The 26,295-nt window shown below is 62.2% G+C and carries 25 protein-coding genes, 1 tRNA gene, 5 pseudogenes and 2 CRISPR repeat arrays; of the genes and pseudogenes, 16 read left to right on the forward strand and 15 right to left on the reverse strand.

Features of this window, described 5'->3' with window-relative positions; translation table 11 throughout:
- Window position 1 precedes the first annotated feature (1 nt).
- From GT370_RS10575 to GT370_RS10615, 9 genes and pseudogenes are all read right to left on the reverse strand, one after another.
- On the reverse strand, window positions 2-688 hold the full coding sequence (locus tag GT370_RS10575; RefSeq protein ID WP_270183044.1) for a hypothetical protein: 687 nt from the start codon (window positions 686-688) through the stop codon (window positions 2-4).
- Between the two features lie 305 nt (window positions 689-993).
- Window positions 994-1,603: a CRISPR direct-repeat array (repeat unit 27 nt; unit sequence GTTTCGATCCACGCCCCCGCGTGGGGG).
- Window positions 1,604-1,704: 101 nt separating this feature from the next.
- A CRISPR array of direct repeats spans window positions 1,705-2,771; the repeat unit is 27 nt; unit sequence GTTTCGATCCACGCCCCCGCGTGGGGG.
- Window positions 2,772-3,015: 244 nt separating this feature from the next.
- Window positions 3,016-3,306 carry a CRISPR-associated endonuclease Cas2 gene (gene cas2, locus GT370_RS10580; protein WP_008494667.1) on the reverse strand — a complete coding sequence of 97 codons (291 nt, stop codon included), beginning with the start codon at window positions 3,304-3,306 and terminating at the stop codon, window positions 3,016-3,018.
- Between the two features lie 5 nt (window positions 3,307-3,311).
- Window positions 3,312-4,345, reverse strand: a pseudogene (gene cas1c / locus GT370_RS10585) (type I-C CRISPR-associated endonuclease Cas1c).
- Between the two features lie 2 nt (window positions 4,346-4,347).
- Window positions 4,348-4,554, reverse strand: coding sequence for a Dna2/Cas4 domain-containing protein (locus GT370_RS10590; protein ID WP_270183045.1), 207 nt, complete (start codon window positions 4,552-4,554; stop codon window positions 4,348-4,350).
- Complete coding sequence (cas4, locus tag GT370_RS10595) at window positions 4,518-4,973, reverse strand: CRISPR-associated protein Cas4 (RefSeq protein WP_270184384.1); 456 nt, start codon at window positions 4,971-4,973, stop codon at window positions 4,518-4,520. The genes GT370_RS10590 and cas4 overlap by 37 nt, the downstream gene beginning before the upstream one ends.
- A 5-nt stretch (window positions 4,974-4,978) precedes the next feature.
- A pseudogene (gene cas7c, locus GT370_RS10600) lies at window positions 4,979-5,943 on the reverse strand (type I-C CRISPR-associated protein Cas7/Csd2).
- A pseudogene (cas8c, locus tag GT370_RS10605) lies at window positions 5,940-7,576 on the reverse strand (type I-C CRISPR-associated protein Cas8c/Csd1). The pseudogenes cas7c and cas8c overlap by 4 nt, the downstream one beginning before the upstream one ends.
- A gap of 48 nt (window positions 7,577-7,624) precedes the next feature.
- Entirely contained in the window at window positions 7,625-8,296 is a 672-nt protein-coding gene (cas5c, locus tag GT370_RS10610; protein WP_442865417.1) for a type I-C CRISPR-associated protein Cas5c, read from the reverse strand.
- A 141-nt stretch (window positions 8,297-8,437) separates the two neighbouring features.
- Complete coding sequence (locus tag GT370_RS10615) at window positions 8,438-10,588, reverse strand: CRISPR-associated endonuclease Cas3'' (RefSeq protein WP_270183046.1); 2,151 nt, start codon at window positions 10,586-10,588, stop codon at window positions 8,438-8,440.
- Between the two features lie 215 nt (window positions 10,589-10,803).
- Here GT370_RS10615 and GT370_RS10620 point away from each other — a divergent pair, with 215 nt between their 5' ends.
- From GT370_RS10620 to GT370_RS21445, 10 genes and pseudogenes are all read left to right on the forward strand, one after another.
- A complete protein-coding gene (locus GT370_RS10620; protein WP_008494659.1) occupies window positions 10,804-11,034 on the forward strand; it encodes a helix-turn-helix domain-containing protein in 231 nt (76 codons plus the stop codon).
- A gap of 134 nt (window positions 11,035-11,168) precedes the next feature.
- Window positions 11,169-11,654 (forward strand): hypothetical protein, encoded by a 486-nt coding sequence (locus GT370_RS10625; RefSeq protein WP_270183047.1) that lies wholly within the window; start codon window positions 11,169-11,171, stop codon window positions 11,652-11,654.
- A gap of 56 nt (window positions 11,655-11,710) precedes the next feature.
- Entirely contained in the window at window positions 11,711-12,991 is a 1,281-nt protein-coding gene (locus GT370_RS10630) for a tyrosine-type recombinase/integrase (RefSeq protein WP_270183048.1), read from the forward strand.
- The gene (locus tag GT370_RS10635; protein ID WP_083878698.1) at window positions 12,981-14,045 is read left to right on the forward strand and encodes a tyrosine-type recombinase/integrase; all 1,065 of its coding nucleotides are present in this window, start codon (window positions 12,981-12,983) and stop codon (window positions 14,043-14,045) included. Before GT370_RS10630 ends, GT370_RS10635 begins: the two co-directional genes overlap by 11 nt.
- 182 nt (window positions 14,046-14,227) lie before the next feature.
- Complete coding sequence (locus tag GT370_RS10640) at window positions 14,228-14,479, forward strand: hypothetical protein (protein WP_008494656.1); 252 nt, start codon at window positions 14,228-14,230, stop codon at window positions 14,477-14,479.
- A complete protein-coding gene (locus GT370_RS10645) occupies window positions 14,476-14,799 on the forward strand; it encodes a hypothetical protein (RefSeq protein WP_270183049.1) in 324 nt (107 codons plus the stop codon). The genes GT370_RS10640 and GT370_RS10645 overlap by 4 nt, the downstream gene beginning before the upstream one ends.
- Window positions 14,781-14,963, forward strand: coding sequence for a hypothetical protein (locus GT370_RS10650; protein ID WP_270183050.1), 183 nt, complete (start codon window positions 14,781-14,783; stop codon window positions 14,961-14,963). The genes GT370_RS10645 and GT370_RS10650 overlap by 19 nt, the downstream gene beginning before the upstream one ends.
- A gap of 78 nt (window positions 14,964-15,041) precedes the next feature.
- Window positions 15,042-15,233: a hypothetical protein gene (locus tag GT370_RS10655; RefSeq protein WP_144052758.1), complete on the forward strand. Its 192-nt coding sequence runs from the start codon at window positions 15,042-15,044 to the stop codon at window positions 15,231-15,233.
- Window positions 15,234-15,335: 102 nt separating this feature from the next.
- Window positions 15,336-15,992, forward strand: coding sequence for a recombinase family protein (locus tag GT370_RS10660; RefSeq protein ID WP_270183051.1), 657 nt, complete (start codon window positions 15,336-15,338; stop codon window positions 15,990-15,992).
- A pseudogene (locus GT370_RS21445) lies at window positions 15,989-16,381 on the forward strand (recombinase family protein); the annotation flags it as partial. The gene GT370_RS10660 and the pseudogene GT370_RS21445, both read left to right, overlap by 4 nt.
- A gap of 567 nt (window positions 16,382-16,948) precedes the next feature.
- Here GT370_RS21445 and GT370_RS10670 read toward each other — a convergent pair.
- From GT370_RS10670 to GT370_RS10680, 3 genes are all read right to left on the reverse strand, one after another.
- A tRNA-Glu gene (locus GT370_RS10670) sits at window positions 16,949-17,024 on the reverse strand.
- A 17-nt stretch (window positions 17,025-17,041) separates the two neighbouring features.
- Entirely contained in the window at window positions 17,042-17,221 is a 180-nt protein-coding gene (locus tag GT370_RS10675) for a DUF2256 domain-containing protein (protein ID WP_008494652.1), read from the reverse strand.
- A complete protein-coding gene (locus tag GT370_RS10680; protein WP_270183053.1) occupies window positions 17,218-17,619 on the reverse strand; it encodes a hypothetical protein in 402 nt (133 codons plus the stop codon). Before GT370_RS10680 ends, GT370_RS10675 begins: the two co-directional genes overlap by 4 nt.
- On the opposite strand from GT370_RS10680, the pseudogene GT370_RS10685 reads away from it, so the two are divergent.
- The 3 genes and pseudogenes from GT370_RS10685 to rpoH form a co-directional block, all read left to right on the forward strand.
- Window positions 17,604-18,283: pseudogene (locus tag GT370_RS10685) on the forward strand (pseudouridine synthase); the annotation flags it as partial. The gene GT370_RS10680 and the pseudogene GT370_RS10685 overlap by 16 nt on opposite strands.
- 6 nt (window positions 18,284-18,289) lie before the next feature.
- Window positions 18,290-18,577, forward strand: coding sequence for a hypothetical protein (locus GT370_RS21450; protein WP_442865554.1), 288 nt, complete (start codon window positions 18,290-18,292; stop codon window positions 18,575-18,577).
- Window positions 18,578-18,810: 233 nt separating this feature from the next.
- A complete protein-coding gene (gene rpoH / locus GT370_RS10690) occupies window positions 18,811-19,719 on the forward strand; it encodes an RNA polymerase sigma factor RpoH (RefSeq protein WP_035180392.1) in 909 nt (302 codons plus the stop codon).
- Between the two features lie 243 nt (window positions 19,720-19,962).
- Here rpoH and dksA read toward each other — a convergent pair whose 3' ends face one another.
- Window positions 19,963-20,376, reverse strand: coding sequence for an RNA polymerase-binding protein DksA (gene dksA / locus GT370_RS10695; protein WP_026440636.1), 414 nt, complete (start codon window positions 20,374-20,376; stop codon window positions 19,963-19,965).
- A 183-nt stretch (window positions 20,377-20,559) separates the two neighbouring features.
- Between dksA and GT370_RS10700 the strand changes: the two genes are divergently transcribed.
- The 3 genes from GT370_RS10700 to GT370_RS10710 all read left to right on the forward strand — a co-directional run bounded on the left by GT370_RS10700 (window position 20,560) and on the right by GT370_RS10710 (window position 23,272).
- Window positions 20,560-21,354, forward strand: a complete 795-nt coding sequence (locus GT370_RS10700; protein WP_008494648.1) for a glycosyltransferase family 2 protein — start codon at window positions 20,560-20,562, stop codon at window positions 21,352-21,354.
- Window positions 21,355-21,541: 187 nt separating this feature from the next.
- Window positions 21,542-22,030, forward strand: coding sequence for a TVP38/TMEM64 family protein (locus tag GT370_RS10705; RefSeq protein WP_270183054.1), 489 nt, complete (start codon window positions 21,542-21,544; stop codon window positions 22,028-22,030).
- 6 nt (window positions 22,031-22,036) lie between these two features.
- The gene (locus tag GT370_RS10710; RefSeq protein ID WP_008494645.1) at window positions 22,037-23,272 is read left to right on the forward strand and encodes an MFS transporter; all 1,236 of its coding nucleotides are present in this window, start codon (window positions 22,037-22,039) and stop codon (window positions 23,270-23,272) included.
- A gap of 103 nt (window positions 23,273-23,375) precedes the next feature.
- On the opposite strand, the gene GT370_RS10715 is transcribed toward GT370_RS10710, so the two are convergent.
- Together GT370_RS10715 and GT370_RS10720 are read right to left on the reverse strand one after the other, a co-directional pair.
- A complete protein-coding gene (locus GT370_RS10715; protein WP_008494643.1) occupies window positions 23,376-24,656 on the reverse strand; it encodes a glycosyltransferase family 4 protein in 1,281 nt (426 codons plus the stop codon).
- Window positions 24,653-26,284 carry a glycosyltransferase gene (locus GT370_RS10720; RefSeq protein WP_270183055.1) on the reverse strand — a complete coding sequence of 544 codons (1,632 nt, stop codon included), beginning with the start codon at window positions 26,282-26,284 and terminating at the stop codon, window positions 24,653-24,655. Before GT370_RS10720 ends, GT370_RS10715 begins: the two co-directional genes overlap by 4 nt.
- Window positions 26,285-26,295: the final 11 nt, after the last annotated feature.

Here is a 26,295-nt window from a genome sequence, read left to right on the forward strand (position 1 = left end):
GTCACTTGTCCGGTGGAGATGAAATCCAGATGATCAAATCATGGGTAGAACCCGTCAGCGCCGAACCCGCCATGCCGATGCCGGCCGAAACGGCCGACAGGAGCCGCAGCTTGATCACGCTGCTGATCTTGGTGGTACTTACCCGCTTCGCGCCCTGCAACGCCAGTTGCTGCGTAACGCGCAATCTTTGCGGCCGGGACATTTGCGCCCCAAACACATTTTGCCACGTGACACCGGTTTCCTTCATGGTTGCGTCCGCTTCCATGATGTCGGTGATGGCCCCCTTTGCCCCGAGCAACGCAACAACATCCAGGCCGCGCATCGTCCACACATATGCGCCGCTGTTATCGAGCCTGGTATTGACGTTTTCATGCCCGCTGAGCATCGCCCCAACCCTGAACACCGATACGGAACAGGATGCCGTCGATGCCACCGCGCCGCCCCAGAGAAACGAGGTGCCCCAAAGCGATTGGCCACCGGTGACAGGCGCGGTCGCGGCGGTCCCCACAACGCCAACCCAGGCGAGCGCGGCGCCGCCGCAATTGAAGCCGAAGGATAGCCATTCCTGAGCCGGAGACGTACTGGCTGTGCGCGGCTTCGCTGCCACGGTCTTGAGAGCAGGGCTTGGACGGACTTCGAAAATGACCGTATCGCCCCTGGAGGGGCTGGCACGCAACGTGCGGGTCATGGCGTTCGCAATTAAAACGATGCCCATGCCCGCGTTTCGGGCACGGAATCGACGGCTTTGACAAGCACGCTGTCCAAGGGGGGCATCACCAGCCCGAAGCTCAGTTGCGAGGGTTCGGACTTGATAAGGAAGCGCTCATGATGATCATTCCCCTGGGTATTGGCCTGGGATAGTTTGTGGCAGCATGAGCGCCGTTGCAAGCACTGAAGAGCTCCAGAATGGCTTTTCAACGCCCCGCGTAATTGGCGTTCCGTCAATAGCGACCAATGGGCCCGCTGAGCCCTTCGACGGACTGCGCGGTCGATGTTTCGATCGTCGCCCCCGCGTGGGGGCGACTACGCAGGCCTGGGCCATTTTTGCGCCCAAGGCGTTTCGATCCACGCCCCCGCGTGGGGGCGACTCGATTTTGCGCGCTGCCAGCCGTCGCTGAAAATGTTTCGATCCACGCCCCCGCGTGGGGGCGACGGCACGACGGTGTCCGATGTCGTGCTTTTGCGTGTTTCGATCCACGCCCCCGCGTGGGGGGCGACGCTCCAGCGTGGCTTTCTCTTGCGGGGTCATTTGTTTCGATCCACGCCCCCGCGTGGGGGCGACATCCGATGTCGCCTAACGTAACCACGCTGATGCCGTTTCGATCCACGCCCCCGCGTGGGGGCGACTATCGTCGACGGCGAGATCCGCGACCTGGTGGTGTTTCGATCCACGCCCCGCGTGGGGGGCGACTCCAATCTGGCGTTTATCTCAAGGGCACCCTTGAGTTTCGATCCACGCCCCCGCGTGGGGGCGACCTGCACATCCGCGCCGGCAACGTCGAGAAGGTTGTTTCGATCCACGCCCCCGCGTGGGGGGCGACGCGCCGGGATCTTCCGGCAGACCTACGCGGCCATGTTTCGATCCACGCCCCCGCGTGGGGGGCGACTCCAGGCAGATGCCTGCCGGGTCGCACACGGTGGTTTCGATCCACGCCCCGCGTGGGGGCGACTCCAGGCCGGTTTCTGTCCTGCGGTCGAGAGTGAGTTTCGATCCACGCCCCCGCGTGGGGGGCGACACGGCTTCACCGGCACCATCAAGACCCTCACCCTGTTTCGATCCACGCCCCCGCGTGGGGGCGACAGGCCCATGCTTTCCTCGCCGTTCCAGCGGATCGGTTTCGATCCACGCCCCCGCGTGGGGGCGACCCATCCATGCAGATTGGGATGTTTGCGCCAGTAGTTTCGATCCACGCCCCGCGTGGGGGGCGACGCGTGATCGGCTACAAGAGCTTCGATTATGCGTCGTTTCGATCCACGCCCCCGCGTGGGGGGCGACCCGTGCTCGTCGCCGTGGTGCTCTCCTCAACCGGGTTTCGATCCACGCCCCGCGTGGGGGGCGACTTGCCCCTCCCCTCGCCTTCACACGCCAGAAAAGTTTCGATCCACGCCCCCGCGTGGGGGCGACTTGTCTGGCGGCTTTTACGCGCGCGATAATTGCCGGTTTCGATCCACGCCCCCGCGTGGGGGGCGACACTAAAAGATCAAGCAAAAGAGCAAGATTTGGTGTTTCGATCCACGCCCCCGCGTGGGGGGCGACTGCCGCCACTTAAATATTCCATGGCTTTTGACAAGTTTCGATCCACGCCCCCGCGTGGGGGGCGACTGCATTGGTGCCAGCCGCGTCGCGCTTGCCCATGTTTCGATCCACGCCCCCGCGTGGGGGCGACTAACCAGGGATAACGCATTGACCATTCGAAGATGTTTCGATCCACGCCCCCGCGTGGGGGCGACAAACGAGCGTAATCGGCGCTGGCACGTCGATAGAGTTTCGATCCACGCCCCGCGTGGGGGGCGACTATGACCATAGACGCCGTTGGGCTCTTGGCAGACGTTTCGATCCACGCCCCCGCGTGGGGGCGACATTTTAGAATAATCAATGTCTTGCTTCTGACCAGTTTCGATCCACGCCCCGCGTGGGGGGCGACCACTGGCCCGATGTTGTATTTTTTCAATTCCATGTTTCGATCCACGCCCCCGCGTGGGGGGCGACTCGATTTTGCGCGCTGCCAGCCGACGTTGAAAAGGTTTCGATCCACGCCCCCGCGTGGGGGCGACGGTCAGCTGGAACGATTTCCAGGCCGGGTTGATGTTTCGATCCACGCCCCGCGTGGGGGCGACCCCTTGATTATATTCATAGAAATTGCCGGCGTCATTTTTTGCAAATGCGCGAACATCTCACGTCTAACCTCGAAGAGGAGGTTAAATTAACTGCTTCAAAAATAACATATTCAATTATCAAAGATTTTTGTTCTGCGAACCGGCCTGGAGGTAGTTGTCCGCTTCAGGTTCGCGCGGCTAAAATAGCAGAGGGCCTTCTAAATCCACTACTAGCTTTGCACCTACATGCTCAACACGCCGCCGACCATCCGCACCCAGCCGATAAAAGCGCAAACTATCCTCTTTGAGCAGAACCTCGTTGATCAACCGGGCACGCAACTCGACCCACTGCGCAGGGTCTACCTCACATTCAAACACCGAGTTCTGCACGCGTTGCCCATAGTCAAGACAGGCTCGCGCCACTCTCCGCAGCCGCCTCCGACCAGCGGGGGTCGTTGTGCCAACATCGTAGGTAATAAGCATCAGCATGGCCGCTATTTCCAGATAAAGGCCGGATAACCGTCCAGGTCTCCCCGCAAATGTCTCGCCAATAACTGCGCCTGAATATGCGGCACCAAGCCAAGTGTAACCTTCTCGTTCAAAAACGGATGCACCAACTCGTCCTTTTTGCGCTCCTGGTACGCCACCAACACCGTCTTACGGGCATCGTCGGTCAACCTTACCGCTCCCCCTTCTTCAATGACGAAGTCACGCGACGTAAGTTGGCGGCGGTTAATCAGGCTCAGTACGAGGCGATCCGCCAGGATAGGTCGGAACTCCTCCATCAAGTCCAAAGCCAGGCTAGCTCGCCCGGGCCGATCAGCATGGAGAAACCCGACTTGCGGATCGAGCCCCACCCCCTCCAGCGCCGAGCGGCAATCATGCCCCAGCATCGCATAGAGAAAAGAGAGCAAGGCGTTTACCGGGTCCAGCGGAGGACGGCGGGAGCGCACGGAAAAGGAAAACTCTTCAGCGCGGATTAGGTGAGTGAACACGGCAAAATAGACTTGGGCCGCCTCCCCTCCAGACCACGCAGCAAGGCGACACTATCATTGAGCAATACGCGGCGGACAACGTCCGAGAGCCGCGTCTCTGCACGGGCTAAAGCCCCACAAGCCTCGTCCGTGAGAGTTTCGCCGTGATCTCGGAGTGCCCGACGGACAACGGCGCGCTGGTTGGCCGTCTTGGCCGCGACAATACCCCTTACGATGGGAACGCTACGCCCCCCATCGTCGGCAGAACGGTATTGACCGCGACGGAGCAAGACATTGCCACTGCGCGCGCCTTCCATCCGGGCAAGAAAGCGCCCATTTGGTTCAAGGAACGAAACACAAATTCCTGCCTCGGCGCAGGCAGCCAGGGCGGCCGGCGAAGCGCCTGCTCGACTAAAGCAAATCAGGCCAGAAAGCATATGGAGAGGTGCACGGCCTAACTCCTGCGCTTCAGCCTCCACAACCAAATTTTCACCATCCTTGCGGACCCAGGCATTTTCAGTTGTCACATAAATCGTGTTGAGGTGCCTGCGCATGCTCAACGTCCGATCTGACGTTCGAGCCAGGAGGCGATGCGCGGCGGCGACTGCAAACTCTCTGGAGTGCAAAGATCATGCAGCGAACAATTAGCGCAGCTCGGCCTGAATACCGGCGCGGGCGTTTGACCTGACGTCATTAGTGAGCGGGTCTGCCGTGCAATATCCTGTGTCAAGGTGCGAAGGGTATCGTCAAACGCGACCTCCACACGCCGCCGCGTAACGCCATAAAACAACGCGCCTCGGGTACAGCGGTACTGAACATCTCCTCCAGACAGATGGCTTGTGCGCAGAGTTGCACCTCGTCGGCACGGTGTGCCTTTGGCTTGCCGCGTTTGTACTCCACGGGGTAAGGCTGACCATCGCGCAGTTCCACGATATCCGCCTTACCTGTCACGCCCAACCCGAAAGACCGAAGAGTAAGCGCACGCAGAATTTTGACATTCTGCCGACGCTCCGACGGTGCAGTATCGGCACGTTGGTGCATAGCCCGGCCTTCTGCCGTGGCTCTATCCTCTGCCCAAAGCTGCTCCACATGAATGAGAGCACACTGCCGAGGGCAGAACAAAAAATGCTGCAAGGCCGACAGCGGAATCAGCGCCTCTTCCTGCGCATCCGTCCCTGGCACCAGGGTCAACGCTCGATCAACTCCACGCCAGCGGGCAAATTGTCACGATCAACGCGAATTTCATAATCATCGAAGCTTCGAGCCGGAGGCCAGTTATCCGTAGCCTCATCGCCGATCGCATGGGTCTGCCCCTTGAAGCGACGCAACGTGGTGATTCGTCCGAACAATTCGTGGGACGGCGCGTTACCGAGAGGCGATTCGTGCCTAAAAATTAACAGCTTACGCTTAGCCATCTCGCCTCGCGCGGCGGAGCGGTCGTGCTCGAACATGTTCTGATCGAGCGCCTCGAACAAAACCTCCAGATCGTCCTGGGTGAAACCCGTGCCCTTCGTGCCGTGTGACGCGAGAGGCGCGGAAACATAGCCATGCACGCGATAAAGCCCGTAGGGGATGATATGTTTGCGGCCCATGGTTCGCTTGTCACCACGCTTTTCGTCATCGCCTTCGGCAAGGTCCTTCTTCTCCTTCTCGCTGGTCGCGGCCATGCGGGTAATAGAGATCTCCAGCGGCAATACCGGCTCGACGGATTCGGCAAAGCTCAGCTGCACCGGGCCCCTCACCTGGCCGCAATTGATACCGGTCGAGAGGACGGCGCCAAAGGCACGGATGTCAAAGAAATTGTCGCACATGAATTTGCGCAGCTTCAGGGCGTCTTCGTCGCTTTTTGGTGTCAGCTTTGCCGCCGTTTTCACGTCCTTGTAGTCCGGGCATTCGGCGATATAGGCTTCACGGTGCTTTTCGTTGAGCACTGCCCCTCGGTCACATAAATACGATAGCGCGCTCGATCCTCGCGGCTTAGTTCGACCCAATTGCGGATTTTGCGCTTAAGGCAGACATCTGTCACTAGCCCTCGGCTGGTTTCCGGGTCCAAGCGCGGCATGTTGCCGGCATCCGGGTCGCCATTGGGATTGCCATTGGTCACATCGAAGAACAGCACAAAATCGTGCCGCTGCGTCAGGAGCGCGCTCATTCCTTGTTATCCTCTTCCTGTGGCGAAGCGTCGCCAGGACCACGCCAGGCACGCTCATGATAATAACCAACCGCAAAACGCCCCTGCGCTTCGAGGCTTAACGTTTTTGGGAATTCCGTCGGCAAATGAGCAAAAATATCATCTAAGCGACGCTCGACCCACTTACCCTTGCCGCGCTTCATGGCATCAGAAATATGGTTGCGTGCGTTACGCAGGAGGGTTCCGAACACGCGCGCGGGCGTCGCCGAGGCGGCGCCATAATAACGGTCGGCGATGGTGGCATTCACCTTGCCGAGCGCCGCGTATTGCGCGGCTTCGAGCACCGCGAATAGGCGGCCAAGCTGATAGGCCGAATCTGGGTATTCAGTATCGCGTGCCACGGGCAGCGTCTCCTTGGAACGGCGGTTGATACAGGCTTTAATGATCGCGGCGTGCCAGCCGGTAAATGTATCGCCGGCGCGCAGCCGCATAATCACAGCGGCGAGCAATGTGCGCGGATAAGGCTGCCCAGAGAGCACGGCGCGGGTTGTTTCTGCAGCCAGGAGTGGCGGCACATTGTCCCATTTTTCCTGCAGGGCCGTGGTACGGACAAGCAGGTAGTTAATGGATGGCGTGCGCGTCCAAGGCTCAGGCTCGATTCTCAGCGCCTCGAAATGTGAGCCGAGGCGTTCGAAGAAATTACCGAAACTGTCCTCCAGCCAAAACCGTACGGCCAGACGGGCGGCATTGGGGGCCAGACCAAGGATATAAAAGCGCGTATTGGGCTCAAGGGCTGGAAACGCCCCGGGCAGCCGCCCGGCACGGATATCCGCCAAGGTTTCGCGGAGCTTATTGGCCTCGGAGGGATCATCTGGCGGCTCCATGAACATCGCCATAGCCTCTTCGGCGGCGCGGGCGGAGGCTTCACCTCCCCCATCCGCATCGGCCCAGAAGGCGATCGTCGTATCGCCGATTTTGAGCCGATTGCGGCTGTCGCGGTCCAGGAGACGGTTCAGCGCCGTGCCGTAGCGAAAAGCTGCCTGAACAGAGGTCGGAGCATTGGCTCCGCTATCGGCCCCATAAGAGGTAAAAGCATCCGCATTATACGAAACCAACCTCGCCCGGAACTCTGCGCGCCGTCAACGCCTTGAATGGCGGGATGCAGCCGCTCGATAGGCTGTTTTTCACCCGTCACCAAGCAAATGCTGGCTTTCCACACCTGTGCTGGCACTCCGATCAGCCGTTGTGCCGCCGAACGCTCATGCAGATATTCAAGCGGCCCACCCGCCAGGCCGAACACGACGTTCTTATCCAACATGTCCGGCGTGAATCGACCATCCTCGGAGAATGTTTCAGGCCGCCATGAGTCGATAAAAGTCAACAAAGCCGCCAATCCAGCATCGTTCGTGCCCGCCAAACGCTCGTGATGCAGGCGTGCGAATTCCGCGTGCTCCTTCTCGAAAAATCGAACTGATTTCTTGTCTTTGTCCCGCCCAATGCCCAGCGTATAAGCCGTCTTGTCCCAAAGAAAATTACTGCAGACACCAGAGGTACGGATCACTTCCTGCGGTACCGCCAGCCTGCGCGCTTGCGGCTTCTTTTTTGTATAATCGTTCAGATCCTCTACCTTGGCGATGGTGCCATCTGGGTTCAACCACAGGCAAAGTTCGATGGACTTCCTTGAATATCCTGGGGCTCGGCATCACCCCGCGCCGCCATACGGCCATAGTAACGATTGAGCGACTGAAGAATCGTCACGCCACCATCCCTCGGCGGCTAATTTGGCGACGTCGAGCACCCCCTCTTCAAGTCGGGCACGAAAGAAGCGTGAGGTATTGCCGTTGACGAAATCGATATCGTGCAGCATCCAACCCAGATCTCGGTTTTGGTCGGCCACAGGCAAGGTGCTGGCGGGCATTGGCGCGCCATCCTGGATCAAAGCGAAATCGGCGGCGAACTCCCGCGTCCCTAGGCACGGCCGGTGAAAACATTGCCCACTTGCCGCCCGGCGGTTGAACATTGAAATATGCTTGGCTTCGGTATCTTCAGCGCCGGCTTTGTCGGTAAGGCTAAAATGCGCCTCTATGACATAAGCGGCATCCCGCAACAGCGTTGTCGAGCGCTGGGTACCAATGCCGCCTCCAGCCGACAGCCACACCCCCTTCAGGTCGCGGCGCTTCATGGCGCTTCGCGCCGTTGATTCCGAGATTTTGTCGTTCACCTCGTTACGCCGGATGGTTTGAAAGCTAATCGGCTTCAACACGTGAATCCGGTCAACATGCCACCGGAGCGCGGGCTTCCAATGAATCGCCTCCAAAATCCCTCGCGCGGCGGAGGGCGTCATCACATCGTATGAAACGCGTTCAACCTTCATCTCGGGCGGGTAAAGCAGGCATATTGCCCCCACACATGCAGACGGATGCCGTAACTCATGAGAGGCCGCTCCGAATCCCTTTATTTACACGCCCAGCGTGTCTCAAATCTCAAAACCGCGCAACCTCATATTAAAAGAACTTTAAAAAATCAGTACCCCCTCATCACTGGTCAGCAAACCCGTCGTGTCATCATATAGACGGGAATTCTCAACCAGCATGAACCGCTCACCATAGTCTTCGGGGCGAATTGGCTGGATGCCGCCACTTGCACGCAGGACCTTCCACATCGCCTCTGGCACCGGCACCGTGAATAGCTGGAGTTTGCGCATGACGTTGCGGGGCGGCACAGGGGCGGCTCTCAGCGCCGCCAGTGCCTCAGTCACACGGCCTTGCCAATTGACGATAACGCCTCGCATCGTTTCGTCGATTAATTTGAAGGCCTCTGCGATACTCGCGAAGGGGAGATCAGCATCGCTGATGGCCTTTAAAACACCCGGAAGCCCGTCGATCATCAACGCATCCAGACGCTCCGCGCCTCTATTAAAGTAAAGCTCTCGAAAGTAGCGATGAACCGCATCGAGCCCGAGCGGATCAGGCATGTTCAGCGCGCCTTCAGCGGCCTGTGCGAAGGCGCGAAAGGCTTTTGGCGCTTGCCTGGCGGCCGGTGTGAACACGACCACACGCCCCAAACCCGCCTGCTTGCCTTCCCTGTTACAGCGCCCCGCCGCCTGGGCAATCGAGTCAAGGCCAGTTCTGGCCCGCCAAACCTCGGCGAAATCGATATCGACTCCGGCCTCGATCAAGCTCGTCGCGACCAGCCGAACCGGGCGTTGGTCAGCCAAATCTTCGCGGATTTGTGTCAGCACCTCGCTCCGATGGGCGGCGCACATCAAGGTTGTCAAATGCCGTGCGCCGGGCAAAGCTGCAATTTCATCAAACAACGACTTGGCATGGGCTCTACTGTTGACAATGCACAGCATGCGCTCCTGCTCAGCGAAGCGGGCCGCGATGTCGGCATCCGTCACCGGAGAGGGCAAGACCTCAACACGCACACGCTTCAGCGCTGCGAACAGGCCGACTGGGTCTGGCGCTAATTCCCGACTCTGAGGGATATCGAGCCCTAGCTGACGGGAGCCTTTGATGCTGGGCAATGCACCGTCCTGCCGCCGCCAAGCCGGTTGAGTGGCGGTGCACAGCACGACGGAGGCACCGTAATTCAGTGTCAGCTCCTCCAGTGCCGCCAGACACGGGCGCAACACCGGCAAAGGTAGGGTCTGGGCTTCATCGAGCACGATCACGCTCCGCGCCATATTGTGCAGTTTGCGGCAGGCCGAAGGCTTAGCGGCGAACAAACTCTCGAAAAACTGCACCGCCGTAGTCACGATGATGGGCGAGACCCAGTTTTCCGTTGCGTTGCGGAGTTTCTGGACACCGTCAGGGTCGCCTTCCTTCTCCGCCTCCTCCCAATCCAGGCCGCTATGATGTTCGAGCACATCCTCGTCGCCCAGGGCATTCTTGAAGACCTGCGCGGTCTGATCGATGATCGACGTGTATGGCGCGACATAGATAACGCGGCACAGCCCATGCTTTACCGCATGCCTCAGAGCGAAGGAGAGCGACGCCAGAGTTTTGCCGCCCCCCGTTGGCACAGTCATGGTAAATAGCCCTGGCGGCAATTCGGCGCGCGCCACCGCATGTGTCAAAATTTGATGGCGTAAGCCGTTGAGCCCCAGCGCCTGATCCTTGGTAATCCCCGCCATGAAGCGGGCGAGACGGGTTTGGAGCGTAGAGATGGCGGAGAAGCCATCCCGCTTCAGAGTGGCTCCGGGACTATAGAACGCCTCGGTGGCCAGAAAATCCGCGTCCACCAAACAGGAGAATAACATCCGTACGAAAAACGCTTGGCTAAAATTTTTTTCCGGGTTTCGCCGTTTATCTGCAAGCGAAGTCAGCGCCGGTAGGGCACCTGTATACGCTTCCCAGCCAGTGTATTTTTCCAATTTCTTGCAGAGCCGCTCGTTTAGCATCTTGCCGTCAGCTAAGCCGGCATGGTGTCCAGCGATCGCAAAGGCCAAAAACCGCCCCGGCAACCCAAATTGCTGTACAGCTTCCCGCGCTCCCGCTGTGCTGTGGTCAGGACTGCTCCCCTTGCCTCGAATATAGGATTGATAAGCATCCGAGGCTTTGCCGATGTCATGTAAAAGACCCGCAACATGTGCCCAAACGCCCAGGCCCAACGGATCTCCAAATTTTCCCGCCATGCCCGCGACATCGCGCAGGTGATCGCTCAACGGCTCCCATAGGGTCTCATCGGAGAGATTTGGCACCGAGTGGGCAAACCGTTTCATAACCGCACAATAACCCGGCAGCCAGCGATATACGATACGATAAGTCCGAATTTGTCGATTTTCGGGGGAGGATCACGATCTGCACCACTTGGCAGACACTGCCCCGGCCCCCCGCGAATCGGACGCCATGATGCCTCGTTCACTTTCACGAGGTATCCATGACCAATGCGTTCCGTTCTTTTCTCCCGGCCCAGGCCCGCACTGCGGCTGACCGCCCTGTCGAGGGGCTAATCAAGCTCGCGGCAGCCGCCAAGCTTCTCGGCGTCTCGGCCGTGACCATTCGCCGCCGGGTGGCCGATGGCTCGCTTACGCCCGTGCGCATCAACGGGCGGCTCTACTTCGAGCCCGCCGAACTGCGCGTCTTCATCGCACGCCACCGCGAGCTTTGAACGCCATGACCCGCCAGAGGGATGTGCGCGTCTGATCACGTCTGAGCGCGTTCGATCAGGCGCACACAATAACACCGGCCCTCTTCAACAAAAAAAAAACCCCTACCCCTTCTTGTGACTGATAAGGAATGATCATGTTTGATTGCGTAAGTAACGCGACGATCACCCCGGCCATCGATGCGCCGGTTCTAAATCCCTCGCCCGCGACCCGCTTCAGCGACGTGCTGATCGCCGTGCAGAACGCCCCCGGCCTCACTCCAAAGGTCCGTGAAAACCTGCGCGGCGCGGTGACCAAAGCGGCCAGCCTCGTCTCAGCCCAGGGCCTGCACGGCCCTGTTGATATCGAAAAGCTTCGCCGCAAATTCGAGCGCCTGACCCCTGCCCTCCTGGGCATGAAGACCGACAACGCCATGGCGGCGTTCAAGTCGAATCTGCGACGGGCGCTGCGGCTGGCCGGCCACGATATCATGCCCGGCCGGCATGTCACGCCGCTCTCGCCGGACTGGACCGCGCTGATGGCCAAGCTTGGCGGCGCCCCATCGCCATCAAACTCAGCCGCTTCGCCCATGTCGCCTCAGCAAAAGGCTGGGCACCCGATGAGATCACCCAGGCGCATCTGACCCGCTTTGGCGCCATTCTGCGAGAGACCAATCTCGGCTCCAAGGCGGACAAGCTCGTGCGTGGCACAGTCGCCGCCTGGGCGCATGGTCGCCGGCACTGCCCTGACTGGCCCGGCATCGATCTCGGCGCCCCACTCGCCGAAACTCGCTTTTATGCGCTGCCCTGGTCGAGCTTCCCGGCAGGCTTTGCCGAGGACGTAGAGAGTTGGCTGGCCCGCCCGGAGGCTGAGCTCGAACATCTGCTCGCCGCCATCAGCAAGACTGGCTCGCTGCCCGTGCCAGCCTCTCCCAAAGGCCGCAATAATGGCACGCTACGTGCTAGGACCATATCCAACTATCGCGACGCGCTGCGCCGGGCAGCCTCGATCCTGGTGCGGACGGGGCATTGCGACGCGGCACACATCACCAGCCTCACCACAGTGGTTGGCGTCGCGGAACTTCAATGCGTGCTGAGCTTTCTCGCGGCGCGGACAGGCCGGCAGAAAGGTGGCCATCTCGGCTATATCGCCTTCCTCTATTACTTCATCGCCCGGGATTATCTTCGGCTGCCTCAGGGCAAAATCACGCAGCTGGAATATCTCTGGACGAGCCTGCGCGGCGCCCCTGGCGAGATGTCCCCACGCAGCTTTGAGCGGCTGTGCCAATTCGATGATGACGCCAAGACCGTCAACATGGCGCTATTGCCCACATCCCTGGCCCGCGCCGCACGCAAGCGAGATAAGGTCGATACCAGGGCGATCAAGCTGATGCGTACCGCGCTATTCACGGCCATCGCGCTGGATACCGGGCTTCGCGTCGGCAACATCGTCAATTTGCAGCTCGACAAGCACGTGACATTCGCCACCCGCAACAAGCAGCGCATCGCGGTCCTGACCAATCCCGGCGAGGAGGTCAAAAACGGCCGCACGCTGATCTCGGAATTGCGCCCGGAGAGCACGGCGCTGCTGGATCTCTGGCTGGCCGAATATCGACCGGGTACATGCGCGCCCGAGCGCCTGCAGGCTCCCTACCTGTTCCCCAGCCAGTCCGGCGGGCATCTGGCGACCAGCCTGGCGCTGCAAAGCTTCAAGGATCTTGCCGCCTACCATGCCGGGCTCGATGTGACGCCCCATGTGACACGCGCCTATCTCGGCAAACTGCTGCTGGAGGAGAATCCGGACGCGCACAGCACCGTGCAGGCCGTGCTGGGCCATAACAGCGTGGAGACAACGCTGCGTTTTTACGCGCCGGTCCGACCGCTGCTCGCCAAACGCCGGGCGCAGAGGCTGTTGCTTGCCAAACAGCAACAGCGTTCCGGCCAACGCGCACTGCTGAAAGGACAACAGAATGAGCGCTGAGTTAGCACCACGCCGCGCCATGCCATTTGCGGAGTGGCCCGAGCAGGACCGCGTTGCGTGGCTGGCGGCGCAGCAGCCCAGCCCGTTCATGGTCCAACCGCCACCGCTTTGCCGTTGGTGCTCCCGGCAACGCCACGAAGCCGGCAGGCATTACGGCGTGTGGCTGCGTCATCTCGAACAAAACGAACCTTCCCTACTGGCACAGCCATTGGCCAGCCGGATGACCACCGGGCGGCTGGCGCTCTTCCTTCAGGCGCGCGGAAAACAGCTCCAGCCCGGCACACTCGCAAAATCCGTCAACGATCTTTACGGTGTCATGCGCAGCCTGGCGCCGGATCACGACTGGGGCTGGCTGCAGCAGATGCGCAACCTTCTCTCCAGCCATGCCAAACGCCAGCCAGCAAAAGCCAAGGCTCTAACCCACGCCAATGAATTGCTGAACGTCGGGCACGAACTGATCGAAGCGGCCTTCGCTGGCACCGCCACGATCCAGGACCCGTTGGCCTACCGGGACGGGCTGATCATTCTGATGCTGATCCTGGTGCCCGTGCGCATCACCCAGTTCTCAGTGATCCGTCTGGATGAGCATCTGCATCAGGCACAAGATGGCGAATGGCGGTTGCAATGGGCGGCTGAGGAAACAAAAACCCGCAAGGCCGCCATTCATCCTTTGCCACCGGAGCTGGTTGAGGTGTTGCACTTATATATAGAGCAGGTGCGCCCCCGCCTGCTCGCCAAGGCGCCTGCCTGTACCGACGACGGCGCGCTCTGGATCGGTGTGAGCGGCCGGCCGGTGAGCGCTCAGGTCTTACGCAAGATCATCGCGGCGCGCACAAAGGCCGCCCTCGGCTATAGCATCAACCCGCATGCCTTCCGTGCCTCGGCGGCAAGTACCTACGCTATCGAGGCGCCAGACCATGCCCGCGAAGCGCCCGCTCTGCTCGACCACAGCAACCCGCGCACCACCGAGCGTTATTATCTGCTCGGCCAACGCGCCAAACATCTGCTCGCCGCGCATGAGGCACTGCGCCACGCGGGCCGACAAACAAGGTGACGCCTTGCGGCCTCGTGTGGGCCGCCCCCTTAGAACGGGGCAGCCCCTTGCGAGAAGAAGACCGGAGCTTCCGATTAAGCTGCTGTTTTAAAAGCATTTATTTTTCATTTCTCAAGCTTTTTCTCTTGCCCTGGCCTGGCTGGCGGCTAAGATTCCGTTTTTAACCCAAAAGGAGTTTTGCTTTGACACTCGTGCTTTCCATCGAAAGCGGTGAGCGTATCACCGTGGGCGATGATCACTTCACCGCGTTCACCGCGCCACCGCGCCTTGTCTCGTCGGAGACCACCTACCTTTTATCTGAAGACGGCATCGACCTGCCCGGCGGTGTCACTGTGTCCCTGTCCTCCTTGCCGGCGCGCTCCGGCGTGATGCTGTGCTTCATCGGCCCCGCGCATGTACGCATCATCCGTCACCGTCAGGGGCCTGCGGCATGAGCGGATTGAATGGACGGGTCTATCATTTTGACCTTCTCATCGAGATCACTGACGCTTTGGCCTTCTCCTCAGGCGAACTCGCCGCCCACCTCGCAGAGGCGATCTTCGAGCTGGACCACCTCAACTTGCTCTTCCCCGGCCTCAACGTGCCGGAACCCGGTGAGCGCGTTCTCGCTGTGAGCCTGCAACAAACCGGATATGGCCGCCGCGCCTCCATGCCCAGCGCCGCCAGCCTACCGGCAGCCTCACCCCCGCCAGTGCTGAGCAGCAGGACTTGCTCTCGTCTCTGGAAGATGCCGGCATGCGCGTCGGCGACATGATGCGGGATCTGCGGCTGATCAAAGCCAAGGCCGAAGCCTTCGTGGAACGCCTGACTGCAAATACCGCCTGGACCAAACCGCAAACCAAGATCGCCACGGATATGGTGGCGGCAATTGAGGCGCTTCTCGAATCGCACGCGACGCATATCGCGCCGCAGCTGTAGTTGTGGCGGCTTGAACACGACGAGTCGCAACCACGAAGCCCTCAGCCGCCGGATCAAAAAATCCGGCGGTCCCCTCTGATGTCGTATTTTTCCGCTGATCCAATTGCAAAACACCTCGTTGCAATTGGAATTTGGCTCGAATTAGGTGCCACGGTGCAGGCCACCCAAAAATTTTCGGTGCAGCACCTCGATACTCGCGCCCATGCGCAAGCGTGGGAACACCGAATCGGGCCTGCCAAGCCGCCGGGAGCAAAATCTCCCGGCGGTTGAGCGCGTGGCTGCGCCCACCCTACCTGTCACCGATCAGGAACACGCCTTGTTCGCAGCTTTATTCGGCAACCTGATCAATCAGATCCTCTCGGAACCAGACAAATGAAGCTCCGCATTGCTCCCGCCCCCGCGCCTGCCATCACGGCCAGGCGCGGGGTGGTCTACGCCCGCGTCTCCACCGTCCGTCAGGCGGAAGCCGATCTGTCCATCCCCGATCAGATCGCCCAGGCCAGATCCTGGTGTGAGCGCCAGGGGCATGAGCTGGTGCGCGAGTATATCGAGCCGGGTGCCTCCGGGACCGATGAGAGCCGGCAGGTCTTTCAACAATTGCTCGCCGATGCCCGCCTGCAGCCGCGCCCGTTCGACATCGTTGTCGTGCACAGCTTCAGCCGCTTCGCGCGCGACAATCTGGCCTACGCGCTGGCGAAGCGAACATTGAGCAAAGCCGGCATCGCCATCCAATCCATCACCCAGCCTCTCGCCGATGACCCTACCGGCCAGATGGTCGAGAGCATTCTCGTCGCCTTCGATGCCTACACTTCGAAGGAGATTGGCAAACACACCGCCCGCGCCATGAAGGAGAATGCCCGCCAGGGATTCTGGAATGGCAGCCGCCCGCCCTTTGGCTATCAAGTTGTCCAGGCCGAACAGCGCGGCCAGAAGGTCAAAAAGCGGCTGGAGATCGTCCCGGCCGAGGCCGCGCTCGTGCGCCGCATCTTTGGCCTCTACCAGGGGCGGAAGGCGTGCAGCTCGGCGTGAAGGCCATCGTTACCAAACTGAACGCAAGCGGCGAGCGTTTTCGGGGCAAACCGTTCATGATCTCCAACATTCATCGCATCCTGACCGGCGAGACCTACATGGGCCAGCATTGGTTCAACGTGCAGGACAGCCGGACCGGCGCCATTCGCCCGCGCGAGGAGTGGATCAGCGTCGAGGTGCCGCGCATCATCTCCCGCGAAACCTGGGAAGCGGTGCAGGCGCAATTGCGCGAACGCGCCCCGAACAGAACGCCCGCGCGGGTGGTGAGCTCGCCAACCTTGCTGACCGGCATTGCCATCTGCGCCCATTGCGGCGCGGGCATGACGCTGCGGACCGGCAAAGGCTATCGCTATTACACCTGCGCCGGACGCGCCCAGAAGGGGCCTACGCGCTGCGGAGGCTGCACCGTCTCGATGCCCAAGCTCGACCACGCGGTGATCGACACGCTGTCCGAGCGCATCTTCGCGCCTGACAGGCTTGCCAACCTCGTCTCTGCTTATCTCGACAAGGCCAAGGCCGACGCCCAGCAGCAGCGCAGCCAACTCGGCCAGATCAAGGCCGACCTGACCGAGACGGACGGCGCCATCAAGCGCCTGCTGCGCATGGTCGAAGACGGGCTGATGGAGGTCGACGATCCCGCGCTGCGCGAACGCATGACCGCGCTGAAAGCCAAACGTAAAACCCTCACCGCGCAGCTTGACCAGGCGTCCGCCCTGCAACCGACCAACCGCCCGCAGCTTACAGAGGCCAAACTCCAGCGCCTCAGCGAAACCGTCCGCGCCACTTTGCACAAAGCGCCGCCGGACCTGCGCAAGGCCTACATCAAATTATTCGTGGACAAGGTTGTCGTCAGCAAACAGGCGATTGAACTCACCGGGCCGAAATCTCTGATTGTGCGGGCTGCTCTTGCTGACCTGCCAAACACGCCGAACGAAGTTATTACTTTTGTTCGGGAATGGCGTCCCCAAGGGGATTCGAACCCCTGTTACCGCCGTGAAAGGGCGATGTCCTAGGCCTCTAGACGATGGGGACTAAAGGTGGGGCGCTGCTTAATCTACCGTGCGGGGCCTGACAAGCGGCAAAGCATCTTTTTTTGCGCGCTCATATCGCCCCTCCCGGCAGGCGGCGGAGCAATATTTCACTTGGTCCCAGGTTTTCGCCCATTTCCGCCGCCAGGCGAAGGGGCGGCCGCAGGCCGGGCAGATTTTTTCGGGCCGCGCGCTCTTCACGGCCCGGCCAGCACCGCATGGCTCTGGCCGGTGGCGGGGTCCAGCAGCAGCACGCGCTCGCCCTGCGGGCCGCGCACCCAGATCGCCAGTTCCGCCCCGGCGCTGGCGATTCCCGCCACGCGCTCGCCCGGTTGCAACGCCACCATGCCGCCCGCCGCCGGGCCGCCGCCGGCCGGCACCGCCGCGCCCTGCGCCACCACGCCCTGCACCACGCCCTGCACGGCACCCGGCGCCGGCACGCTGGCCGCCGCCACGCTCGGCGTCGACGGCGCGGAAAATCTGGCATAGAGACGGTGAATGATCGTGCCGATGACGACCGTGGTGCCGATGACGATCAGCACCCCCATAATCCCCACCGCCGCCTTCAACCCGCGTAGATTCTGTGGCTGATCCTGCATCTCACTCCATCCTGGCTGGCCCGGACGCATCCGGGCAGCGGCTTGATTCCTACCTTGCCGCGCGCATCGGCACCATCTCGCGCTCCCGCGTCAAGGCCTTGATCCTGGAGGGGGCCTGCAGGCGCGACGGCATCGTCACCACCGACGCCTCCGAGACCGTGCAGCCCGGCACCCTCTACCAGCTCGCTTTGCCCGCCGCCGCGCCCGCTTTGCCCCAGCCCGAATCGCTGCCGCTGGACATTCTTTATGAGGATGACGCCCTGCTCATCCTCGATAAAGCCGCCGGCATGGTCGTCCATCCCGCCCCCGGCAACCCGGACGGCACGCTGGTCAATGCCCTCATCGCTCATTGCGGCGAGAGCCTTACCGGCATTGGCGGCGAGCGCCGGCCCGGCATCGTCCACCGGCTGGACAAGGACACCTCCGGCCTCATGGTGGTGGCGAAAACCGAGCTTGCCCTCACCCGCCTCTCCGCCACCTTCGCCGCCCGCGACATTGAGCGCCGTTATCTGGCGTTGTGCTGGGGCCTGCCCAATCCCGCCAAGGGCCGAATCGAGGGTGATATCGGCCGCGACCCGAAGGACCGCAAGCGCATGGCGGTGGTCAAAAGCAACGGCAAACACGCCGCCACCAATTATCAGGTGCTGGAGCAGGCGGGCTGGCGGCTTCGTTGATCGCCTGCCGGCTGGAGACCGGGCGCACCCACCAGATCCGCGTGCATCTGGCCCATATCGGCCATCCGCTGATCGGCGATCCTGTCTATCTGCGCCGCCGCCCGGCGGCTGCGAAATTGCTGCCGCCGGAGGTCCGGGACATGGCTCTGGACTTCCCCCGCCAGGCCCTGCACGCCGAAACTTTGGGCTTCGCCCACCCCATCACCGGCGCGGCTTTGCGCTTCACCAGCCCCCCACCCAGCGATTTCAAAGCCTTGCAGGACGCATTGCTCGCATGCGCCTGAAACAGGACTAAGACGGTCGTTTTTATTGACGCCTCCGGACGAACGTACGTACACTCCGCCTCGACGCGTTCAGTTCATGAACATTCCTGACCATTTGTTTAGCTGCTTTTAAGCGGCGCCGCGGGATAAGTTTGTTAATGTCTGAGCGTTGAAAAAATTCAAATGACGTTTCCTTTGCCGGCGCCGGATTGGCTGGGCCAGAGCGGAGGAGACGAAAGCCGAGGAGTTTCCGTATGGCCTCCACAATGTCCAGCCTGGCGCCCGATGCCAGCCTCTCCCGCTATATGCAGGAGATCCGCAAATACCCGATGCTCTCCCACCCGGAGGAGGAGGCGCTGGCCCGCTCCTGGCGTGACCATGGCGACCACCAGGCCGCCCACAAGCTGGTCAATTCTCATCTTCGTCTCGTCGCCAAGATCGCCATGGGCTATCGCGGCTACGGCCTGCCTGTCTCCGAGCTGATCTCCGAAGGCAATGTCGGCATGATGCAAGCCGTCCGCCGGTTCGATCCGGATCGTGGCTTCCGCTTGTCCACTTATGCGATGTGGTGGATCCGCGCGGCCATCCAAGAATATATCCTGCATAGCTGGTCCCTGGTGAAAATGGGCACCACCGCCGCGCAGAAGAAACTGTTCTTCAATCTGCGCCGCCTGAAGGGCCAGATGCAGGCGATCGATGACGGCGACCTCTCCCCCGAGCAGGTCACCAAGATCGCCACCGTGCTGGATGTGCCCGAGCAGGATGTGGTGAACATGAACCGCCGCATCTCCTCGCCGGATAATTCGCTGAACGCGCCGATCAAGATGGATGGCGAGGGCGAATGGCAGGATTGGCTGGTGGACGACTCCGAAAGCCAGGAAACCGAGTTGGCGGAGCGCGAGGAGCTGACCGGCCGCAAGGCCTTGCTCGCCACCGCGCTCAAGACCCTCTCCGAGCGTGAACGCCATATCCTGGTCGAGCGCCGCCTGAAGGACAACCCGACCACGCTGGAAGATCTCTCCCAGCATTATGACATCTCCCGCGAGCGCGTGCGCCAGATCGAGGTGCGGGCGTTCGAGAAGCTGCAGAAATCGATGAAGGCCCAGGTGGCCGAGCAGCGCCAGGTGGCCAATGCCAACGCCGCGGCGCTGCGGCTCAACTAATAAAAGTTTTTGGGGCGCAGGCGCCCAGGGTTCCATCGCTGCGTAGCGGCGATGGAAAGGCGCAGGAGGGGTGGGGACTTTTTACAAAAAGTCCCCACAAGCGTTTGGGGTGGTGGCGCTGTCCGTGCCACCGCCCCAAACGTTTTGCGCCCCTTTTTTGAAAAAAAGGGGCGCCCCCAAAAAACTTTTGCAACTTATTTATCGGGCACAAAAAACCGGGGCATTTGCCCCGGTTTTTTGTGCCTAGTCGTCGCGGTGAACTTTTTCCATCCGCTCATGGCGCTCCTGCGCCTCGATCGACATGGTCGCGATCGGCCGCGCCTCCAGCCGCTTCAGCCCGATCGGCTCGCCGGTTTCCTCACAGAACCCGTAAGAGCCATTCTCGATCCGCAGCAGCGCCTGGTCGATCTTGCCGATCAGCTTGCGGGCCCGGTCCCGGGTGCGCAGTTCCAGCGCCCGGTCGGTCTCAACGCTGGCACGGTCGGTGATGTCGGCTTCGAGAATCCCACCCTCGCCCAGCGAGGCCAGCGTCCCATTAGCTTCCTTTACCAGATCAGCCCGCCAGCGCAGCAATTTCTGGCGGAAATACTCGGTCTGCATCGGATTCATGAACTCTTCGTCGTCCGATGGCCGATAATCCGGCGGTAACGAAATCAACATTCCGTCAGATCCTTAAATCTTATAGGCGAGTCCTGTTACCCGCCCCCTTATGGTCGAGCGGGCTTATAGCGATGCACAGGGAACAAGCCAAGCGGCGCGCCGGCTCTTGCGGCCCGCGCCAGCGCGGGCCATGTCACAATTCGCAATGCAAACGGGGTGAAACGCCATAGATACGCCCCAATGCTGATTGTTAATGCCATCATGAACATCGATCCGCGCCCGATCTCCGAAGCCGATTTTGCCCTTGGCGCACCGCTGATTTCGGTCGTGGTGCCGGTGCATAACGAGGCCCCCAACCTGAAGCCGCTGATCGAGGCGATCAGCACGGCCCTGGCCGGGCTCGCCCACGAGATTCTGTATGTCGATGACGGCAGTTCAGATGCCACGCCGCGGATCCTGGCCGAAATCGCCCAGACCCTGCCCACCCTGGTACGGCTGCGCCACGCCAAGAGCTGCGGCCAGAGCGGCGCCGTCATCACCGGCGTCAAGCACGCCAAGGGCACCTATATCGCCACGCTGGATGGCGATGGCCAGAACGACCCGGCGGATATTCCCGCCATGCTGGAGGCCATCCGCACCGCCGAGGCCAAGGGGCCGTTGCCCGTGCTGATCGCCGGCCACCGCGTCAACCGGCAGGATACCAACGCCAAGCGCTATGGCTCACGTCTGGCCAACCGCGTGCGCGCCTGGGCGCTGAAGGATGCCACGCCCGATACCGGCTGCGGCGCCAAGCTGTTCCGCCGCCAGGCCTTCCTGGAGCTGCCGCATTTCGACCATATCCACCGCTTCCTGCCGGCTCTGTTCATCCGCGCCGGCGGCCAGGTGGTCTCGGTGCCGGTGCGCCACCATGCCCGCGCCCATGGCGCCTCGCATTACAATAACTGGCAACGTCTGAAGGTCGGCATCGTCGATCTCGCCGGGGTCGCCTGGCTGCAGCGCCGCTGGAAGGTACCCCAGGTCGAGATCGTCGAATGAATAAAGAGCAGCCCTCCCGCGCCATGGGGCTCGCCGCCGTCACCTCCAAGGCGCTGAAACCGGCCTTGATGGCGGGGGGCTGATCGCCATTGCCGCCGCGCTGCCGCTGCTCGGCCATGGCGCCGCGCAGAGCACGCTTGCCAGCCTGCTGGCCCAGGGCGGGGCGCGCGGCCAGGGGCTGTTCCTGGTGCTCTCCACTTTGCTCATCGCCATCGGCCTGCCCCGGCAGATCCCCGCCTTCGCCGCCGGCTATGCCTTTGGCCCGCTCTATGGCACCGCCATCGCCCTGGTGGCGCAGGTGCTCGCCTGCAGCCTGGATTTCATCTGGGCCCGCGCCGTGGCGCAGGATTTCTGCCGGCGCAAATTCGGCAAGCGCCTGGCCTGGCTGGATCGCACCTTGGTCCGCCACCCTTTCACCGCCACACTGATGCTACGGCTGATGCCGGTGGGCAATAATCTGCTGCTCAACCTCGCCGCCGGCCTCACCTCCGTGCGGTTGCTGCCGTTCCTGGCCGCCTCCGCCATCGGCTTCATCCCGCAAACCGTGGTTTTCGCGCTGCTGGGGCGCGGCAGCGCGCCGGACCATGCTTATATCCTGATGCTGGGGGCCACCACCTTCCTCATCTCCGCCCTGCTGGGCGTGGTGTTGTGGCGCCGGAGCCGTCCCGCCATATAGGCGGCCATGCAAGGCGCCCCCTCCCCACATCCCGGCCTCTCCTTCGGCGCCTTCGTCGCCACCATCGCCATCATCCAGACCATTGTGGCCCTGGCCATCGACATGATGGTGCCCGCCTTGGGCGCCATCGCCACCAGCTTTCATTTGGGCGATGGCAATCAGCGGCAATGGGTCATCGCCATTTTCGTCATCGCCTTCGGCGCCAGCCAGCTCGGCTACGGGCTGGTGGCGGACCGCTTCGGGCGGCGAAAGCTGCTGCTGGGCTGCCTCGGGCTCTACACGCTCTGCGCCTTCGCCGCCGCTCTGGCTGGCAGCTTCAATGCCCTGCTCGCCGCTCGTGCCGCGATGGGCATCGCCGCCGCCGGCTCGCAGGTGATGGTCACCGCCTTGATCCGCGACTGCTATGCCGGCCGGCAGATGGCGAAGGTGAATTCGCTCTCCTTCATGGTGTTTCTCGGCGCCCCGATCATCGCCCCTTCTCTTGGCCAGGCCTTGCTGCTGGTCGCCCCCTGGCGGGCGATTTTCGTGGCGCTCGGCCTCTATGCCGGGCTCACCGCCCTCTGGGTCGCCTGGCGGCTGCCGGAGACGCAGGCCCTGGCGGATCGCCGCCCCGTCGCCTGGCGGCCCTTTCGTAGCGCTGCGATTGCGACGCTACGTAACCGCACCGCGCTCGGCTACACACTGGCGGCGATGCTGCTGCTCGGCGCCTGGCTCGGCTTCATCTATTCCGCCCAGCAGGTCTTCGCCGAGATTTTTCACCGCCCGGCTCTGTTTCCCCCCATCTTTGCCATCTGCTCGATCAGCATGGCGCTGGCGGCGCTGCTGAATGCCCGGCTGGTCGAGCGTTTCGGCATGCGCCGGCTTGCCCATGGGGCGATGCTCGGCTTCATCCTCACCGCCGCCGCCCAGGCCGGCGCCGCCTTCGCCGGCACCGACACGCTCTGGCATTTCGCCATCATCCAGACCGCGATGATGTTCTCCTTCGGCCTGCTGGCCGGGAATTTCTCCGCCATTTCGATGGAGCCGCTCGGCCATATCGCCGGCACCGCCGCCGCGGTGCAGGGCTTCATCAATATGCTGGGCTCGGCGCTGATCGGCATCGTCATCGGGCTGCAGTTCGACGGCACGCTGCGGCCGCTGGCGCTGGGCTTCTGCCTCTGCAGCCTGGCCGGATTCGCGGTGGTGGCCATCGCCGAACGCGGGCGGCTCTTCACCCCGCACAATGTTCAGCAAGAAATCTAGAGCATCAAGCTTTTAGCTTGATGCTCTAAGTTTTGTTTCGGCGAGCAATTTCATGTGTTTAGGTGGACGCTGTCGCGTCAACCTAAACACATATTGCTCTAGATCACCGCGCCGCCAACGAAGGCGCGCCAAGCAGATCCTTATAGATGTCCAGATACTGCGCCGCCATCTCCGCCCGGCCCGGCGGCGGGGTGATGGCGCGGTGCATCTTGTCCCATAATTTCGGCTCGGTCGCCGCCCTGCGCATGGTCTCGGCCAGGGCGCGGGCGTCGCCCAGCTCAAACAGCAGCCCGGTCTCGCCATCGGCGATGCGCTCCGCCGGGCCGCCTTTGTTGGAGGCGATCACCGGCCGGCCACAGGCCCAGGCCTCCGAGATCACCAGGCAGAAAATCTCCCACCAGGTCGAGGGCACCACCACCCAATCCACCCGCGCCATGCGCGCGGCAAGCTGGCTGTGATGATAGCCTCCATTGAAACGCACGTGCTGCGCCTCCAGGGGCTTGGCGGCCTCCTTGGCGAAGAACGCCTCCATCTCCTGGCGGCGCTGCGGGCTGGCGAAATGCATGTTCTCGCCGTTGATTTCCAGGGAAAAATCACTGAACCCCTCGGCGCGCAGAATGGTCACCGCCTCCAGCAGCACATGGATGCCCTTGACATCGATCAGCTGGCCGAAAAACCCGAACCGGTTGCGCCGGGCGGGGGCGGTTTCGCGCACCGGGGCCGGCAGCTCCAGCCCGTTCGGCACATGCCGGAATTTCGCTGCCTGCAGCCCCCAATCGGCGAATTTTTGGATCATGAAGCGGCTGGGTACGGTGAACAGGTCGACCACCGCCAAATGGGCCTTCATCCAGTGCTCGCGCAGAAAAAACTCTTCCGGGCTGCGCTGGGGCAGGCATTGATGGCAGCGCACCTGGCTGGCTTTGTCGCAGAGCGCGCCATCGGTCTTGCGCACCATATGGCCATCCAGCGCGCAGATGGTGAGGAACTCATGCGCGGTAAACACGATTTTCGCCGCCGGCAGCGCGCTGCGCGCCAGCGAGAGATAATCGATGCCGTAGGTCATGAAATGGTGGAAATGCACCACATCCGGCTGGAGGCGCCGCAGGAAGTCGAAAAAGGCTTCAGCCTGCAGCGGCAGCGGCAATTTCTGCCAGACATAGTCATAATCATGGCTGAGAAACAGGAACTCATCCGGCCGTCCGTCAAAGCCGGTGATCCGCGCCCCGCTCTTGAACATCGCCGGGCTGTTATGGTCGGCCGAGCAGAGCAGCGTCGGCGCGACGCCGGGTGTATCCCGCAGCGCCTGGAACAGCTCATGGGCCACCTGCTGGGAGCCGCCGCGCACCAGCTCAGGATGATACATGGCGATGATCAGCACCTTCATGCCGGATCTCCCTGCAAAGCCTCATGCGAAGGGCTTGGCCCCATCAGCGCGCGCGCCGCCAGCGCCCCCCAGCGAAGATTGAACAGCCAGCGATTCACCGCCGCCCCGCCCTCATGCTGGCTCTGCCGCGCCCCGCCTTTGCCTTCCAGATGATAGAACCGCAGATCGCTCTGGAAGGCCGGCTGCCCGGCTTCCAGGCTGCGCAGGCACAAATCCGCATCCTCGTAATGGCCGAAGATGTAATCCTCGGAGAAGCCGTCCAGCGTCTCGAACCAGTCCCGCGCGATCGACATGAAGGCCCCGGTGATCGCCGGCACGAAGCGCGGGCGCAGCAGCGCCGCATCCTCGGCCGGCGCGCCCTTGCCGTAATGCTCCACCCGCAACAGGGTCAGATCCTCCCGCCGCGCCATGGCAAAGCCGGGGCAGCGATCCGCCTCGAAATACATGCCGGCATGCATCAGCGCGCCGTCATCGTAATAAAGTGCCGCGCCAAGCAGCCGGGTCTGCGCCGGCGGCGCGCTAGCGACGAGTTCAAGATGCCGCGCCATCTCGCCAGCGGCTTTCGGGAACACGTCCGGGTTCAGCAGCAGCAGCAGCCGGTCGGTGCGGGCATGGCTGGCGGCGAGGTTGTTGGCGGCGGCGAAGCCGGCATTCTCCGGCAGCAGAATCAGCGTGATATCCAGCCCATGGGTGAGATGGGCGATGCGCGCATCCTTCTGCAGCCGCTCCGCCAGCTCCGGACTGTTGCAGACATAGATATATTCATAATCCCCGGCCCCCGCCTGCCGGGCCAGCAGCGCCTGCTGCAGGATCAGATAATCCGGCTTGCCGAACAGGCAGACGATGACGGAGCCGGAAAGCGCCCGTCCGGGCTGGTGAAACCGCTCGATATAAGGCGCGCTCACCGCGCGGCGGGTCAGCATCCGGCTGAAATCCACCAGCTGCTCGCCGATCCCCGCCTCGATCGCGGCGACGGCGTTGAAATAGCTCGGCCCCGGATAATGCCCGCTGGCCAATTGCTGCAGCACGATGCCGCGCAGCGCCAGATCCTCCATCGGCTCGATGCTGACGATCACCGCCAGCTCGGCGCCGGATTTCAGCCGCATCACCAGATTGCATTTGCCCGGCATCAGCCGCTGCCCGGCATAGAGAAAGCCCCAGAAGCCGATGGCGTGCGGCTGCTGCAGCCCCAACGCCTTTTCCGCATCCGGCCGGCGGGTGCGGGCCAGCCCGGCGGCGGAAAACGCCATCGACCAGCCGGCGACGTAAAGCTCGATCGCATCCAGCCGGTCCAGCGCGTCATTGACCCAGCCAATGACATAGAGCCCGCCGGAGGCAGAGAGCTGCACCGCGTCGATCGCCCCGGCGGGCACGCGCGGCGCGGCATCCGCCTGGCCGGGACGGGCGGTGATGATGACGCGGTCCCGCGGCAGCCCGCCAGGGGTGAAGGCAAGCCGGCCCTCGGCGCGGCCATAATGCTCATAATGCTCGCGCCCGGAGCGGAACTTGCCTTCCGCCACCGCCACCAGCACGTCCGGGTTCAGGCGCAGATAGGTCTGCTCATCGAAATCCGGCGGCACCGGCGCCAAGGCCTGGCCCTTCGCCGGCTTTTTGCCCCCCTCACTCATGCCACTCTCCG

Origin of the sequence: Acidocella sp. MX-AZ03 (assembly GCF_027626035.1) — a bacterium.
GTDB lineage: Bacteria > Pseudomonadota > Alphaproteobacteria > Acetobacterales > Acetobacteraceae > Acidocella > Acidocella facilis.